This is a genomic window from Streptomyces sp. NPDC028635 (genome assembly GCF_040637635.1).
Taxonomy (GTDB): Bacteria; Actinomycetota; Actinomycetes; order Streptomycetales; family Streptomycetaceae; genus Streptomyces.
The window spans coordinates 182,671-197,384 of record NZ_JBEZWX010000004.1; the positions used below are offsets into that span (position 1 = coordinate 182,671).

Genomic DNA, 14,714 nt, shown 5'->3' on the forward strand with positions numbered 1-14,714 from the left:
CGGGCCGGTTCAGCGGCCGCCGCTCAGCGCGAGCCGGGGCTTCGGCGCGTCGGTACGGCCCGTCTGGGGGCGGCGGCTGCCCGCGCGGTACGGGGCGGGCCAGACGGCGCCCGGGCCGGTGTAGCCCTGCTCGGCGGCCGCGTGCAGGGTCCAGTGCGGGTCGTACAGGTGCGGGCGGGCCAGCGCGCACAGGTCGGTGCGCCCGGCGAGGATGAGGGAGTTGACGTCGTCCCAGGAGGAGATCGCACCGACCGCGATCACCGGGACGCCGACCTCCTGCCGGATCCGGTCCGCGTACGGCGTCTGGTAGGAGCGGCCGAACCGGGGCCGTTCCTCGGCGACGACCTGCCCGGTGGACACGTCGATCGCGTCGGCGCCGTGCGCGGCGAAGGCGCGGGCGATCTCCACGGCGTCCTCGGCGGTGGTGCCGCCGTCGGCCCAGTCGGTGGCGGAGATCCGTACAGTCAGGGGACGTTCGGCCGGCCAGGTCTCGCGGACGGCGTCGAAGACCTCCAGCGGGAACCGCAGCCGCTTGCCGAGGCTGCCTCCGTAGGCGTCCGTGCGGCGGTTGGTCAGCGGGGACAGGAAGCCGGAGAGCAGGTAGCCGTGCGCGCAGTGCAGTTCGAGCAGGTCGAAACCGGCCCGTGCGGCCCGTACGGCGGCGCCGGTGAACTGCTGCCGGATGTCGGTCAGCTGGGCCCGTGACAGCTCGCGCGGCACCTGACCGCCCGGCCTGTACGGCAGCGGTGAGGGGGCCAGGACCGGCCAGTTGCCGTCGGGCAGCGGCTCGTCCATGCCCTCCCACATGAGCTTCGTCGAACCCTTGCGGCCGCTGTGGCCGAGCTGCACACCGATCGCCGTACCGGGCGACTGCGCGTGCACGAAGGACACGATCCGTTTCCAGGCCGCCCCCTGCCGGCCGTCGTACAGGCCGGCGCAGCCGGGGGTGATCCGGCCCTCGGGACTGACGCACACCATCTCGGTCATCACCAGACCCGCGCCACCGAGCGCGCGGGCGCCGAGGTGGACGAGGTGGAAGTCGCCGGGGACACCGTCGACGGCCGAGTACATGTCCATCGGGGAGACGACGACCCGGTTGCGCAGGGTCAGACCGCGCAGCCGGAACGGAGTGAACATCGGGGGCGTGCCGGGCGGGCAGCCGAACTCCCGCTCCACGGACGCGGTGAAGCGGGCGTCGCGCAGGCGCAGGTTGTCGTGGGTGACGCGGCGCGAGCGGGTCAGCAGGTTGAACGCGAACTGCCGGGGCGGCTGGCCGAGGTACAGCGCGAGGTTCTCGAACCACTCCAGGCTGGCCCGGGCGGCGCGCTGGGTGGAGGCGACGACGGGTTTGCGCTCCTCCTCGTAGGCGGTCAACGCCTCTGCCAGTGCGGGCTGTTCCTCCAGGCAGGCGGCCAGGGCGAGCGCGTCCTCGACGGCGAGCTTGGTGCCGGAGCCGATGGAGAAGTGGGCGGTGTGGGCGGCGTCGCCGAGCAGGACGACGTTGCCGTGCGACCAGCGGTCGTTGACGACCGTGCGGAACGTGGTCCACGCGGAGTTGTTCGAGCGCAGCGGCCGGCCCCCGAGGGCGTCCGCGAAGATCTTTGCGCAGCGCGCGATCGACTCGCTCTCGGTCAGCTCGTCGAACCCGGCGGCCCGCCAGACCTCCTCGCGCATCTCGACGATCACGGTGGAGGCGTCGTCCGCATAGGGGTAGCCGTGCAGTTGCATCACGCCGTGCTCGGTCTCGGCGATCTCGAAGCGGAAGGCGTCGAAGGCGAAGTCGGCGGCGAGCCAGATGTAGCGGCAGCGGTGCGAGGTGATGCGGGGGCGGAAGGTGTCGGCGTACGCCGCGCGGGTGGTGCTGTTGACTCCGTCGGCGGCGATGACCAGGTCGTAGGCGGCCGACAGGGTGTCCACGTCCGGCGCCTGTTCGCGAAAGCGCAGCTCGACGCCGAGGTCCCGGCAGCGGTCGTGCAGGATCTGCAGGAGGCGTTTGCGGCCGAGGGCGGCGAATCCGTGGCCGCCGGAGGTCTGCTTGGTTTCGCGGTGGACGATGTCGATGTCGTCCCAGCGGGTGAAGTGGCGTTGCAGGGCTTCGTAGACCACCGGGTCGGCGTGTTCGATGCCGCCGAGGGTCTCGTCGGAGAGGACCACGCCGAAGCCGAAGGTGTCGTCGGGGGCGTTGCGTTCCCACACGGTGATGTCGCGGGTGGGGTCGAGGCGTTTCAGCAACGCGGCTGCGTAGAGGCCGGCGGGGCCGCCGCCGACGATCGCGATGCGTCGGGGGCCGTTCGTGTCCTCGGGTGGCCGCGGGTCGATGGCGGCTGGCCGCGCCCCGCGGCGGGCCCGCATGTCGGCACTGCCCCGCGCCCCTGAGGTCGGCGTGGTCCCCTTGGTCGAGGACATCCCTACCTCCCCTGCCATTTCGGTGGGCGTTTCTCCGTGAAGGCCGCGTGGAATTCCGCGTAGTCCTCGCCGTTCATCAGCAGGGCCTGGGTCGAGGCGTCCAGCTCGATCGAGGCCGCCAGCGGCATGTCCAGTTCCGCGGTGAGGAGGGCCTTGGTCTGGGTGTACGCCAGGGCCGGGCCGTCGGCCAGGCGGCGGGCCAGGGCCTGGGCGGCCTCGTCGGCGCGGCCGTCCTCCGTCAGCTCGCTGATCAGGCCGATGCGCTCGGCCTCCAGGGCGCGGACCGGTTCGCCGAGCATGAGCAGCCGGGTCGCGTGACCGAGGCCGACCACCCGGGGCAGCAGGTAGGCCGCGCCCATGTCACCGCCGGACAGGCCGACCCGGGTGAAGAGGAACGCGAACCGGGCCGACGGGTCGGCCACCCGGAAGTCCGCCGCCAGGGCGAGCACCGCGCCGGCGCCGGCGGCCACGCCGTGCACCGCGGCGATCACCGGGAACGGGCACTCGCGGATCGCCCGGACGACCTGGCCGGTCATCCGGTTGAAGTCGAGCAGCTGGGCGGTGTCCATGGACAGCGTGGCGCCGATGATCTCGTCGACGTCGCCGCCGGAGCAGAAGCCGCGGCCCTCGCCGGCCAGCACCAGGGCCCGCACGGACCGCTCGCGGGACAGTTCGGCGAGCAGGTCGCGCAGGTCGGCGTAGGCACCGAAGGTGAGCGCGTTGAGCTTGTCGGGGCGGGCCAGGGTGACGGTGGCGACCCCGTCGGCGTGCTCCACCCGCAAGTGTTCCCAGGCGGGGGTGCGGGCGGCGGAGCCGGTGAAGGGACTCATGCGGGCGGCCTCCTCACTGAGCGCTACCCGACGAAGCTATCACCGATCCGTGACTATCGTCACGAGGGCGCGATATGACGGACGGGACATTGGCCGAAGAGCGTCACGGCACCTCGATGACCCGGTAACAGTGGGGCTCGTGGTGCGCGGCGGGGCGTGCCCGCGGGTAGGTCGCCGGGTGCCGGGGCCGTCGGACCCGGACGCCGCCCGACCGAGGGGTCACCGGGGCGGCGCCGTATCCTTCATACGTTGAAAGCAGGACAGCCTGCTGATGAACGGACTCGCTGTGTACGAACCCCCCACCTCGTCCGCCTCCTGGCGTATCGCGCTGCCGCACACCGCGGCGGCCGTGCCGGTGGCGCGCGCTCTGGTGCGCACGGCCCTGGCCGAGCTGGAGCACGGGGCGGACAGCGACACCGCGGAGCTGCTGACGGCGGAGCTGGTGGCGAACGCCGTGGAGCACACCGCCGGGGGCGCGCCGATAGAGCTGGTCGTGGAGCTGCTGCCGGGCGGCTGCCAGGTGGAGGTGCACGACCCGGACCCGGCTCCGCCGGGCGATCTGACCCGGCCCGCCCTGGCCGTGCCGGATCCGTGGCAGGAGGGCGGGCGCGGACTGCTGCTGATCCGCGCGCTCAGCTCGTCGTGCGGGCACCGCCCCACCGAGTCCGGCAAGGCGGTGTGGTTCAGACTCCCAGCGGTTCCCGCTCAGCGGCGTCCGGGGTGACCTCGGCGGCCCCGTGCCGCGCGAGCCGCGAGTTGCGGCGCCCGTAGGCGGCGTACACGCCCAGGCCGACGGCGAGGAAGACGGCGAACTGGAGCCAGGCGCTCCAGCCCGTCTCGTACATCAGGTACAGGCAGAAGCCGACGCCGAGCAGCGGCAGCACCGGGTAGAGGGGCACCCGGAAGGTGCGGGCGAGGCCCGGCTCGCGGCGGCGCAGGGCGATGACGGCGATGTTCACCACGGCCATGATCGCGAGGGTGCCGATGGTGCACAGGTCGACCACCGCGTCCAGGGAGGCGAAGGCGGCCGGGATCGCGAAGACGACGGCGATGATCATCGTGCCGGCGACGGGGGTGGCGGTGCGCGGGGAGACCTTCTCGAAGACGCGCGGGACCAGGCCGTCCCGGGACATCGACATCAGGATGCGGCTCTGGCCGTACATCACGGCCAGCGTCACCGAGGCGATCGCGACGACCGCGCCGAAGGCGATGATGCCGCCGCCGACCGTGGAGCCGGTGACCTCGTTGACGACGTAGGACAGGGCGGCGGGGCGGCCGCCGACCTCCTTGCCGCCGACGGCGCCGGTGGCGGCGAGGGCGACCGCGCAGTACAGCAGGGTCACGATGCCCATGCAGACCAGGATGGCGACCGGAATGTCCCGGCGCGGGTTCTTGGCCTCCTCGCCGGCCGTGGTGATCGCGTCGAAGCCGATGTAGGAGAAGAACGCGGCGGTGGTGCCCGCGCCGATGCCGCCGAGTCCGGCCGGCGCGAACGGGGTGAGGTTGCCGTCCTTGAAGGCGTAGAAGCCGATGGCGCAGAACGCGAGCAGGATGACGAGCTTGACGGCGGCCATCGCGGCGGTCGCGCGGGCGCTCTCGCGCACTCCGCGCACCAGCAGCACGCAGGCCAGCGCGATGACGATCACGGCGGGCAGGTTCACGATCCCGCCCTCGCCGGGCCCGGCGGACAGGGCGGCGGGCAGCTGCCAGCCGGTGAGGCTGTGCAGCAGCTCGTTGACGTACTGGCTCCAGCCGACGGCGACGGCGGAGATGGACACGCCGTATTCGAGGAGCAGGCACCAGCCGACGAGGAAGGCGGTGGTCTCGCCGAGTCCGGCGTAGGCGAAGGAGTACGACGATCCGGAGACCGGGATCGCGCCGCCCAGTTCGGCGAAGGAGAACGCGGTGAAGACGCAGGTGATCGCTGCGAGCAGGAAGGAGACGACGACGGCGGGCCCGGCCTGGGCGACGGAGTCGGAGAGGCCGACGAAGATGCCGGTGCCGACGATCGCGCCGACGCCGAAGCAGATGAGCTGGGACAGGCCCATCGTGCGCTTCAGGCCGTGGCCGTCCAGGTCGGCGCCGGATTCGGCGACCAGGAGCGCGGGGGACTTGATGCGGGGCATGCGGGTGGTGCTCGTTTCTGGGGACGGATGCGCCCGGATGGGGGCGCGCGACGGCCGCGGAAGGGGTGGCTCCGGGCCGCCGGACAGCATAAGGCCTGGTGGTCAGGCCGGTCCGACGCGAGGATCAGGCGAGGGTGGCCACGAGGACGGCCTTGATGGTGTGCAGCCGGTTCTCGGCCTCGTCGAAGACGACCGAGTGGGCGGACTCGAAGACCTCGTCGGTGACCTCGAGGGAGTCCAGGCCGTGGCTCTCGAAGATCTCGCGTCCGACCTTGGTGCCGAGGTCGTGGAAGGCCGGCAGGCAGTGCAGGAACTTCACGTCCGCGTTGCCGGTGGCGCGCAGCACGTCCATGGTCACGGCGTACGGGGCGAGGGCGGCGATGCGCTCGTCCCAGACCTCCTTGGGCTCACCCATGGAGACCCAGACGTCGGTGGCGACGAAGTCGGCGCCGCGGACGCCCTCCTCCACGGCCTCGGTGAGGGTGACGCGGGCGCCGGTCGACTCGGCCAGCTCGCGCGCCCGGTCGACAATCTCCTGGGCGGGCCAGTAGGACTTCGGGGCGACGATCCGCACGTCCATGCCGAGCAGGGCGCCGGTGACCAGGTAGGAGTTGCCCATGTTGAAGCGGGCGTCACCCAGGTAGGCGAAGGCGATCAGGTCGAGCGGCTTGTCGCTGTGCTCGGTCATGGTGAGCACGTCGGCGAGCATCTGGGTGGGGTGCCAGTCGTCGGTGAGCCCGTTGAACACGGGCACACCGGCGCAGGCGGCCAGCTCCTCGACCTTCTCCTGGCTGTCGCCGCGGTACTCGATACCGTCGAACATCCGGCCCAGCACCCGCGCGGTGTCCCGCACGGACTCCTTGTGACCGATCTGGGAGCCCGACGGGTCCAGGTAGGTGGTGTGGGCGCCCTGGTCGGCGGCGGCGACCTCGAACGCGCAGCGCGTACGGGTGGAGGTCTTCTCGAAGATCAGCGCGATGTTCCTGCCGCGCAGGTGCTGCGTCTCGGTCCCGGCCTTCTTGGCGGCCTTCAGCTCCGCGGCCAGCTCGACCAGCCCGCGGAACTCCTCGGGGGTGAAGTCCAGCTCCTTGAGGAAGTGGCGGCCGGCGAGGGCGGTCGGGACTGTCGCCATGGGGGCGCTCCAGAGGGACGGGGGACGGCTGACTATTGGAAGTCTATACGACGTTCAGCATTTATATACAGTCGCCCCCCGCGGCCCGCCGCCTATACGGCGTCCCGCTCCACCGGACAGCTCATGCAGCGCGGGCCTCCCCTCCCCCGGCCCAGCTCGCTGCCCGGGATCTCGATCACCTCGATGCCCTGCTTGCGCAGGTGGGTGTTGGTGGTGGAGTTGCGTTCGTAGGCGACGACGACGCCCGGCTCGACGGCCAGCACGTTGCATCCGTCGTCCCACTGCTCCCGCTCGGCGGCGTGCACGTCCTGCGTGGCGGTCAGCACCCGGATCTCGCTCAGCCCGAGCGAGGCGGCGATCGCGCGGTGCATGTGCTCCGGCGGATGGTCGGTCACCTTCAGCTCGTTCTCACCGGCCCCCGGCTCGATGGTGTACGAGCGCAGCATGCCGAGGCCCGCGTACTGGGTGAAGGTGTCGCCGTCCACCATGGTCATCACCGTGTCGAGGTGCATGAACGCCCGCCGCTTGGGCATGTCGAGCGCCACGATCGTGCGGGCCGATCCGGCCGCGAACAGCTTGTGCGCGAGCATCTCCACGGCCTGGGGCGTGGTGCGCTCGCTCATGCCGATCAGCACCGCCCCGTTGCCGATGACCAGCACGTCGCCGCCCTCGATCGTGGAGGGGTAGTCGGCCTGCCCCTCGGACCACAGGCGGAACGGTTCGTCACGGAACAGCGGGTGGTGCCGGTAGATCGCCTCGAAGTGCACCGTCTCGCGCTGCCGGGCCGGCCAGCGCATGGCGTTGACGGAGACACCGTCGTAGATCCAGGCGGAGGTGTCGCGGGTGAAGAGGTGGTTGGGCAGCGGGGCCAGCAGGAAGTCGTCCAGCTCCATGACGTGGAAGCGGACCGAGACCGGCTCGGCGTGCTCCTGGAGGAACTCGCGCTTGGTCATCCCGCCGACCAGCGCCTCGGCCAGCTCGTGTGCCGGGAGGGCCTCGAAGGCGGTGCGCAGATGGTCGGTGGCGAGCGGGCCGTACTCCTTCTCGTCGAAGACGCGCTGCAGGACGAGCGACCGGGCCGCCGGGATCTCCAGCGTCTCGGTGAGCAGGTCCCCGAAGAGGTGCACGGTGACACCGCGGTCGCGCAGGACGTCGGCGAACCCGTCGTGCTCGGCGCGCGCCCGGCGCACCCACAGCACGTCGTCGAAGAGGAGGGTCGTCTTGTTGCTGGGCGTGAGCCTTTTGAGCTCGAGGTCCGGCCGGTGCAGGATCACGCGGCGCAGCCGCCCGGCCTCGGAGTCGACGTGGAATCCCATGCCTCCATCCTGACCACCGGCTCCCGTCTTGACCCTCCACTCGCACGTTTCTCTTCTGATCGGCGCGAGGAGATCTCCGCCCCGGCTCTCGCACAGGGGGCGCTTTCGTCCAGGGGGCGGGGGTCACGCGGTCGGCTGGGGCTGGAGTTCCTCCGGGCGGGCGAGCAGACGGCGGGCGGTGCGGCCCGGGTGGGCGCCGGCCCGGGCGACGATCCAGCCGGCCAGGGTGTGCGGTTCCGCCGGGCGGGCCGTCAGCACTTCGGTGTAGCCGGTCAGCGCGGCGGCCGGGTCACCGGCGGCCAGGTGCTCGTCGGGGGTGCGCGGGAGGGCGGGCACGGTGGCGAAGGCGTGGGTGCGCAGGTCGGGCCAGAAGGCGCGGTCGGCGCGGAAGCGCAGCGGGTCGGAGGTCCCGCCCGGGGCCGGTGCCGCCACATTGCGCAGCCGCCACTCCGTGCGGTGCAGGAGGGCCGCCGTACGGGCCCGGGCCAGGGCGGCCGCGGGGACGGGTTCGCGCAGCCAGCCGTCCAGCGTGGCCGCGAGGCCGGTGACCAGGGCGCGGCCCTGGACGGTGAGGCGGCCGCTGGTCAGCAGGGTGCGCACGACGAGCCGGCTCTGCAGGCGGCGCAGCGCGAAGTGGTAGGCGGCGGTGTCGGCCGCACGGTCGTCGTCGCGGGCGCCGGCCAGCCGGTCCCGCCAGAAGCCGGCGACGCCGGTGAAGGCGTACGCCCCGTGCAGCAGGCCGGTCAGATGGCGCGGGTCGGCCCGCCAGGGGGCGTAGTAGCGCTCCTCCCGGTCGTCGTCGAGCAGCGGGAAGAGGTGCAGCAGGGCGGCCAGCTTGCTGTGCTGGAACTCGTGGACGAGGGTCTCGGCGAGGGCGAGCGCCGAGGAGGGGCGGGAGATCACCATGCCGCCGTAGGAGTCGCCGCTGGAGGCGGACACCCGGACGGCGGGCGGCGCGGGCGGGGTGGCGGCGGTACGGCCGTAGGGGACCACGGAACGGATCAGGGCCGCGTCCGTGCGGCCGGGGCCGGGCCCGCCGGAGGCGTCCAGCACGGCGGCGGCCTCCTCGAACAGCCGCTGCCAGGCCCGGGCCTCGGCGTCCTCCAGCCGGGCCGGGGGCAGCGGGTCGTCGAGGTCGCGGTAGGGGTCGAGATCGTCCAGCGGGACGGCGACCGGGCCCGCCGGGCGGTCGAGGGTGAGGGTGCGCAGCGGGAGCCACCCGGGCTGCGCCGGTGTCTCCCGGGCGGGTCCGGCCACGGCCTCGGTCGCGGGGCGGATCGTCAGCGCGGAGGCGTCGCCCGCGGTCAGGGTCAGCTCGCCGGCGCGGGTGACGGCACGGGCGACCGCCGGGCCCGGTGCCGCGCCGGGCAGCCGGGCCAGTCCGAGGCCGGGCAGCGGCAGCCGGCCGTCGGTGAGCGGGACGCGGAGGTCCGCCTCCGTACCGGCGAGCAGGGACGCGGAGACGGCGAGGGCGCCCAGGTGGCCGGCCTCCGCCCACAGCGGCGGCCCGGACGCCGTGCCGTGCAGCCGGCGCAGCACATGGGCGAGCCAGCCGCCGGTGGCCGGAGCGAGCAGCAGCCGGTCGACGGGTCCGGGCGCCCGGGCGGCTGCCTCCTTGACGATCCGCCAGGCCCCGGCGACGGACGTGGCGGGCGTCGGCAGGTGCGCGGCGCGGTCGAGCAGTGTGCGCAGGAGCAGCAGCCGGCGGGCGCGCTCGGCCCGTTCCAGGAAGGCGACGGCCGCCGCCGAGCCGCCGCCGGCGGCGAGTTCGGCGAAGAGGGCGTCGGGCATGCGCAGCGGGGCGGGGCGCTCGCTCGTCATGGGCGGGACCTCCGGTCACGGGTAAGGGCGGCACGGCGCCACCGCCCGCGGTGCCGGCCGGCGGCGGACGAAGCGGACCGCGGGCAGCCGCGGGTTCGGGGCGGGCGCGGCCTGCCGCCCGGGCGGTGCCCCGCTATTCGGCTCGGGCGCCGCCGGGGCCGTCGCTGCCGCCCTTGACGCCGCCGCGGGCGCGCAGGACCTCCTCGAGCAGGCGGGCGGTGGGCGACAGCGGCGCCAGCTCGTCCACGGCGGTCAAGGGCAGCGCGGCGACGTCCGTCAGATCCGACTCCCAGACGAGGGCGCCCGCGGCGCGGTCCGGATCACGGACGGCTGCGGCGTGCTGCCCGGCGGGCGGCTGGTCCAAGATGCTCCCCCTTCTCGCACGGTGGCACGCAATGCCCCGCGTCCTGTTCCATCATGGCCATTCCCGCCCCGGTCGAAAACCGTACGATCACGCCACCTGATCATCCACGACCGCGGGGACTCCCCGACGCGGCGCCGAACTCCCGCAGCGCCTCGGCCAGTTCCGCCGCGCGCCCGGTGTCGTCGTCGACGGACACGACCGCGTCGTACAGCTGCCACAGGGCCTGCTCTCCCTGCCGGGCGAGCCCGCCCAGCAGCCCCACGGCGTCCGTGCGGGCCCGGGTGTGACGGGCCAGCGTCCCGGTGACGCGAGGGTCGAGCGCGCCGACCACCATCTGCCGTTCGACCGGGTCGGCCATCAGCGGATACGCCAGCAGGGCCTCCACCGCCCGCTGCAACGGGGACGGGGGCCGGGGCGCGGCGGGCGGCGGCGCCGGGGTGATGGTCTCGCCGCGCTCGGGGCTCTGCAGCCGGATCTCCGGATACTGCAGGGTCCGGCCCGCTTCCCTGAGGGCCGCGATGCGTGCCCGGACGGCCGGAAACAGTTCCTCCGGATCGGGCGGCGCCGGCAGCGACCGGGCGTGTTCGGCCAGCAGGCCGAGCAGGACGTCGGAGAACAGTCCGGTGCCGCGCACGGGGTCGTTGGCGGCGGCCCGGCCGCGCCCGGCGGCCCGCAGCACGGTCTGCCGGTGCACGAGGGTGCGCCGGCCCACGGGCAGCGCGTCCGGCGGCAGCGGCTCGCGCAGCGCGAGGTCCTCCTCGAAGGTCTCGCAGGCGTCGACGACCCACAACTGCCCGGTCAGGGACGGCACGGCGTCGCTGCGGTACCGCTCCAGCGCGGAGTCCAGGTCGATGCCGAGCTTGTCGGCGGTGGTGGCGTCCGCGCAGAACAGCCGCAGATGCCCGGACCGGTCCAGCGCACCGTGGCCGCCCCACCACACCCACAGCACCTCGCCCCCCTCCCGCGGCAGTTCCTGGACGAGGACGCGGCGCAGGGTAGCCTGGTCGGCGGGCGCGTGCGGGACGCCGGGACGGTAGGGCGGCAGCGGCGCGAGGTGCAGGCGCAGCTGCTCCTGCGGTACGCCGGCGGCGCGCAGCAGGGCGTGGAAGCGGACCGCGTCGCGGGCCGGCCCGGGCAGGTCCCACGCGGGACCGGCGCCGTAGGACTCGATGCCGACGATCAGGGCGTGCACGCGCGCCGGGTCGACGCCGGGGGTGTGCGCAGCGGTCACGGCAGGCGGTCCACGATGTGCCGGTACACCGCCGGGTTGGTCCAGTAGGCGCTGTGCGCGGCCGGGAAGGGCTGGCGGCTGTCGACGGCGACGTCGGTGACGCGGCCGGGGAAGAGACCGGCGCCGAGGTAGGAGAGCAGGTCGCGGGGGTCGTAGAGATTGAGCCAGGCGGGGACGTGGGGCGGCAGCGGGGCGGGGTGTTCCAGGGTGGGCAGGGAGCCCGACTCGTACAGGAACGGCCCCTGGGAGCCGGCCGTCACCAGCAGCCGCACCTGCGGCAGCGGGGCGGAGATCAGCGTGTCCAGGGCGATGATGCCGCCCAGGCTGTGACCGAGGAGGACGACGGGCTCCTCGAGGCCCTCGACGAGGGAACGCAGTCCGGCGCGGACGGCGGCACCGCGGGCGAGGTAGCGCAGCACGTCCCCGGCGGCGGGGTGCGCGGCCTCGGTGAGGGCGCGCCGGCGGCGCAGGGCGGCGCGGGAGGCCGCCGAACCGGCCGTGCGCAGCAGCAGGGAGCGCACACCGCGCCGGGTGCCGCGGGGTGGTGCACCGAGTGCCTCGGCGAGCCGGTCGGTGACGGTGTCGCGGGTGTCGCCGACCGGGACGAGCGGGGTGTCGGCGTCGAGGGCGTCGGCGATGACGCGGGCGGTCAGGCTGCGGGCGGCGACGGCGGCCAGGTCCTCGGGGTCCAGGGCCTCGGCGGCGGGGGCGAGCAGGGGGTGGGCGGCGAGGTCGGTGGCGGCGCGGGCCAGACCGGGACCCAGCTCGGCGGCGGGCGCGTCGCCCTGGGCGGCCAGCGCGGCGAGCCGCGACTGGAGCTGGTGCGCGGGCGGTACGGAGCCGGGGGGCCGCTCGCCGGTCCGGGCGGCCGCCTGCTGGGCGGCGAGGGCGAGTTCGGCGTACGGGTCGGCGTACAGGGCGGCCCAGACGGCCGTGTCGTCACCGGGGTCCGCGGCGCTCGTCGTCTCGCCGAGTTCTCGGGCCGGGCCGGCGGTGGCCGCCTCGGCGAGGCCGCGGGTGGTGCCGGTGGCCGGGGGCAGGCTCGCTCCGCCGGCGGCGAGCGTGGCGCCGTGCGTGCCGCCCCAGTAGTGCGGCACGATGCGTAGTCCGTCGCGCAGCGCGGTCAGTCCGGCCGCGACGCGCCCCGCCGTCGCAGAGAAACCCGGTTCGCGAACCCCTGTTCCATGGATGAAGACTACCGCCGTCATGTGCCCCCCGTGACACTGGTGCAGCGCCCTGTACGACTGCCGCTGGTACGTCAAGTTACCAGTATCATAAGGAGGTTGGGGTCGAGAGCGTGTGCGATCCCCGTCGGCGGCCGGGTTGCCGGCCCGGCCCACCGGACCACTGGGGGACACCATGAGCCCTGACGCGCTCGTCCTGCACATCGTGGGTGCCTCGGCCCTGATCCTGGTGGCCGCGCACGCCGCCGGCTGGCTGGCGCGCCGGCTGGGACAGCCGTACATCGTGGGCCAGTTGACCGCGGGCATCGCCCTCGGCCCGTCACTGCTGGGCAGTGTGGCGCCCGGGACGCACGACGCGCTGTTCCCGCAGGGCATCTCACCGGCGCTCACCGGTTTCGCGCAGATCTCCCTCGTCGTCTTCCTGGTCTCGGTCGGTTACGAACTGGACCTGCGGATCCTCGGGGACCGGGCGCGGTCGGCGGTGGCCGTGGCGGTGGCGGCGTTCGTGGTGCCGATGGTGGTGGGCGCGGGCTGCGCACTGCTGTTCCGGGAGCAGTTGCGGCACCTGGGCATGGACCGCGACCTCTCCCCGGCCGAGGTGGTGTTCGCCGGGGTCGCCCTGTCGATAACGGCCGTGCCGGTGCTGACGGCCATAGTGCGGGAGAACGGCCTGGCCCGCACGGTGCCCGGGGTGGTGGCGGTGTCCGCGGCCGGGCTGCTCGACGTGCTCGGGTGGACCGTGCTGGCGGGGACGCTGCTGAACAGCGGCGCCGGTGACCAGACGCTCGCCTGGCAGTGGCGGGCGCTGCTCGCGGTGGGGTTCATCGTGCTGATGCCGCTGGTGGCGCGGCCGCTGCTGCGCCGGCTGCTGTGGCGCACGGCGATGGAGCCGTCGCTGCGGATGGCGCTGCTGCTGGGGTTCGCGCTGGGGTCGGCGTGGGTGACGCACTATCTGGGTCTGCACGTGATCTTCGGCGCGCTGCTGGCGGGGGCGGTGCTGCCGCGGGAGGCCGACGGCACGCTCGATCCCGACCTGGTGCGGCCGCTGCACGACGTCAGCTCGCTGCTGCTGCCGTTCTTCTTCGTCGTCTCGGGCCAGTCCGTCGCGCTGAACTCCATGAACGCGACGGGCTGGACCGCGCTGCTGGTCGTGACGGTGCTGGCGGTGGTGACGAAGGTCGGTCCGAGTACGGCGGCGGCACGGCTGAGCGGTCTGGAGCGGGACGACGCGCGCACGGTGGGCGTCCTGATGAGCACCCGGGGTCTGACGGAGCTGATCGCCCTCAACGCGGGCTACCAGGCCCACCTGCTGAGCGAACAGCTCTACACGGTCCTGGTCTTCATGGCCTTGGCCACGACCCTGCTCACCCAGCCGCTCCTCCACCTGGCCGGCCGCCTGTCCCGCCCGGGCCGGACCCAGGACGACGACGCCCCCGACCCCACCCACCCGAACCCGACGCAAACCCCACTCCCGGGAGCGTGAACGACACCTCAACGGCCCCCACCGCACCCTCCACGGCGGGAGCCACGGCTCGCTCCTGAACGACACAAGCCACAAGCGGCGCGCGCCGGGCTGAAGAAGGGGGCGGATTCGCAGCGCCGGGCCGCGCAGGGGGCGCCCCGAGCTGAGGGAGGGGGCGAAACTTCGCAGCGCCGGGCCTCGCACCGGGCGCCCCGAGCCGGCAGAGCGAAACGGGATCGCCGCGGGCGGGCCACGCCGCCGACGGGAAACGCCGGGGGCGGTAAACGCCCGGGGCGGGGCCACGCCGCCGGCAGGAATCGCCGAGGGCAGGCTTCCGCCACCAGAGCGAAACGCCGAGAGCAGGCTTACGCCGCCGGGAGGAACCGCCGAGGACAGGCCGACGCCGCCGGCGGGAAACGCTGCGAGCGGGAGGCGCTGCAAGCGGCCGCACGGGGCCCGCCCGTGCAAGGCACCGACCCCGGCGCAGGCATCCGCGCCGGGGCTCCCTGCCGCGGCCCCTGTCCTGCCACGGGTCGACCACTTCCCCGCCCGGCAGAGGTCCGGCTGAAGGCCAACGGCACGGCGCCCGCCATCAACCCTGACCCGGCCACAGGGTCCACGGTCTCCGGGCCCCACCCGAAACCCGGCGGTAGGCCCACCACACCGCGTCCCATCAGGGCCGGGCCGCAAACCGACCGCCTCCCCCGCGCCGAAGCCCGGCCGACGGCCCACCACACGGCGCCCCACCCGGACCGAAGGCCGACCACGACCCGCCCACTCCCCGCCGGAGGCCGGCCACAGCCCCGCCCACCCCCGGCCGGAGGCCGACCGCACCCCAGCCA

11 protein-coding genes are annotated in these 14,714 nt (G+C 74.1%); 2 read left to right on the forward strand and 9 right to left on the reverse strand.

What is annotated here, in order from left to right; translation table 11 throughout:
• Window positions 1-9: 9 nt before the first annotated feature.
• Together AB0E88_RS06540 and AB0E88_RS06545 are read right to left on the reverse strand one after the other, a co-directional pair.
• Entirely contained in the window at window positions 10-2,406 is a 2,397-nt protein-coding gene (locus tag AB0E88_RS06540; protein WP_361624808.1) for a bifunctional salicylyl-CoA 5-hydroxylase/oxidoreductase, read from the reverse strand.
• A 2-nt stretch (window positions 2,407-2,408) separates the two neighbouring features.
• Complete coding sequence (locus tag AB0E88_RS06545) at window positions 2,409-3,236, reverse strand: enoyl-CoA hydratase family protein (RefSeq protein ID WP_361624811.1); 828 nt, start codon at window positions 3,234-3,236, stop codon at window positions 2,409-2,411.
• Between the two features lie 271 nt (window positions 3,237-3,507).
• Between AB0E88_RS06545 and AB0E88_RS06550 the strand changes: the two genes are divergently transcribed.
• Window positions 3,508-3,960, forward strand: coding sequence for an ATP-binding protein (locus AB0E88_RS06550; RefSeq protein ID WP_361624814.1), 453 nt, complete (start codon window positions 3,508-3,510; stop codon window positions 3,958-3,960).
• Here AB0E88_RS06550 and AB0E88_RS06555 read toward each other — a convergent pair.
• The 7 genes from AB0E88_RS06555 to AB0E88_RS06585 form a co-directional block, all read right to left on the reverse strand.
• Window positions 3,920-5,362: an amino acid permease gene (locus AB0E88_RS06555; RefSeq protein WP_361624817.1), complete on the reverse strand. Its 1,443-nt coding sequence runs from the start codon at window positions 5,360-5,362 to the stop codon at window positions 3,920-3,922. The two genes, AB0E88_RS06550 and AB0E88_RS06555, sit on opposite strands and share 41 nt — an antisense overlap.
• Before the next feature lie 124 nt (window positions 5,363-5,486).
• On the reverse strand, window positions 5,487-6,494 hold the full coding sequence (gene argF, locus AB0E88_RS06560; RefSeq protein ID WP_361624820.1) for an ornithine carbamoyltransferase: 1,008 nt from the start codon (window positions 6,492-6,494) through the stop codon (window positions 5,487-5,489).
• A gap of 92 nt (window positions 6,495-6,586) precedes the next feature.
• Window positions 6,587-7,810 (reverse strand): arginine deiminase, encoded by a 1,224-nt coding sequence (locus tag AB0E88_RS06565; RefSeq protein WP_361624823.1) that lies wholly within the window; start codon window positions 7,808-7,810, stop codon window positions 6,587-6,589.
• Between the two features lie 123 nt (window positions 7,811-7,933).
• Complete coding sequence (locus tag AB0E88_RS06570) at window positions 7,934-9,631, reverse strand: HEXXH motif domain-containing protein (RefSeq protein ID WP_361624826.1); 1,698 nt, start codon at window positions 9,629-9,631, stop codon at window positions 7,934-7,936.
• Between the two features lie 133 nt (window positions 9,632-9,764).
• A complete protein-coding gene (locus tag AB0E88_RS06575; protein ID WP_361624829.1) occupies window positions 9,765-9,995 on the reverse strand; it encodes a hypothetical protein in 231 nt (76 codons plus the stop codon).
• A 100-nt stretch (window positions 9,996-10,095) separates the two neighbouring features.
• Complete coding sequence (locus AB0E88_RS06580) at window positions 10,096-11,226, reverse strand: caspase family protein (protein WP_361624832.1); 1,131 nt, start codon at window positions 11,224-11,226, stop codon at window positions 10,096-10,098.
• Window positions 11,223-12,434: a hypothetical protein gene (locus tag AB0E88_RS06585; RefSeq protein ID WP_361624835.1), complete on the reverse strand. Its 1,212-nt coding sequence runs from the start codon at window positions 12,432-12,434 to the stop codon at window positions 11,223-11,225. Before AB0E88_RS06585 ends, AB0E88_RS06580 begins: the two co-directional genes overlap by 4 nt.
• A gap of 151 nt (window positions 12,435-12,585) precedes the next feature.
• On the opposite strand from AB0E88_RS06585, the gene AB0E88_RS06590 reads away from it, so the two are divergent.
• A complete protein-coding gene (locus AB0E88_RS06590; RefSeq protein ID WP_361624838.1) occupies window positions 12,586-13,893 on the forward strand; it encodes a cation:proton antiporter in 1,308 nt (435 codons plus the stop codon).
• Window positions 13,894-14,714: the final 821 nt, after the last annotated feature.

What these genes read in the sequence shown, in the direction of transcription:
- AB0E88_RS06545 (WP_361624811.1), bottom strand. Translation starts at nt 3,236, where the DNA reads ATGAGTCCCTTCACCGGCTCCGCCGCCCGCACCCCCGCCTGGGAACAC.
- AB0E88_RS06540 (WP_361624808.1), bottom strand. Translation starts at nt 2,406, where the DNA reads ATGTCCTCGACCAAGGGGACCACGCCGACCTCAGGGGCGCGGGGCAGT.
- AB0E88_RS06590 (WP_361624838.1), top strand. Translation starts at nt 12,586, where the DNA reads ATGAGCCCTGACGCGCTCGTCCTGCACATCGTGGGTGCCTCGGCCCTG.
- AB0E88_RS06570 (WP_361624826.1), bottom strand. Translation starts at nt 9,631, where the DNA reads ATGACGAGCGAGCGCCCCGCCCCGCTGCGCATGCCCGACGCCCTCTTC.
- AB0E88_RS06585 (WP_361624835.1), bottom strand. Translation starts at nt 12,434, where the DNA reads ATGACGGCGGTAGTCTTCATCCATGGAACAGGGGTTCGCGAACCGGGT.
- AB0E88_RS06550 (WP_361624814.1), top strand. Translation starts at nt 3,508, where the DNA reads ATGAACGGACTCGCTGTGTACGAACCCCCCACCTCGTCCGCCTCCTGG.
- AB0E88_RS06555 (WP_361624817.1), bottom strand. Translation starts at nt 5,362, where the DNA reads ATGCCCCGCATCAAGTCCCCCGCGCTCCTGGTCGCCGAATCCGGCGCC.
- AB0E88_RS06565 (WP_361624823.1), bottom strand. Translation starts at nt 7,810, where the DNA reads ATGGGATTCCACGTCGACTCCGAGGCCGGGCGGCTGCGCCGCGTGATC.
- argF (WP_361624820.1), bottom strand. Translation starts at nt 6,494, where the DNA reads ATGGCGACAGTCCCGACCGCCCTCGCCGGCCGCCACTTCCTCAAGGAG.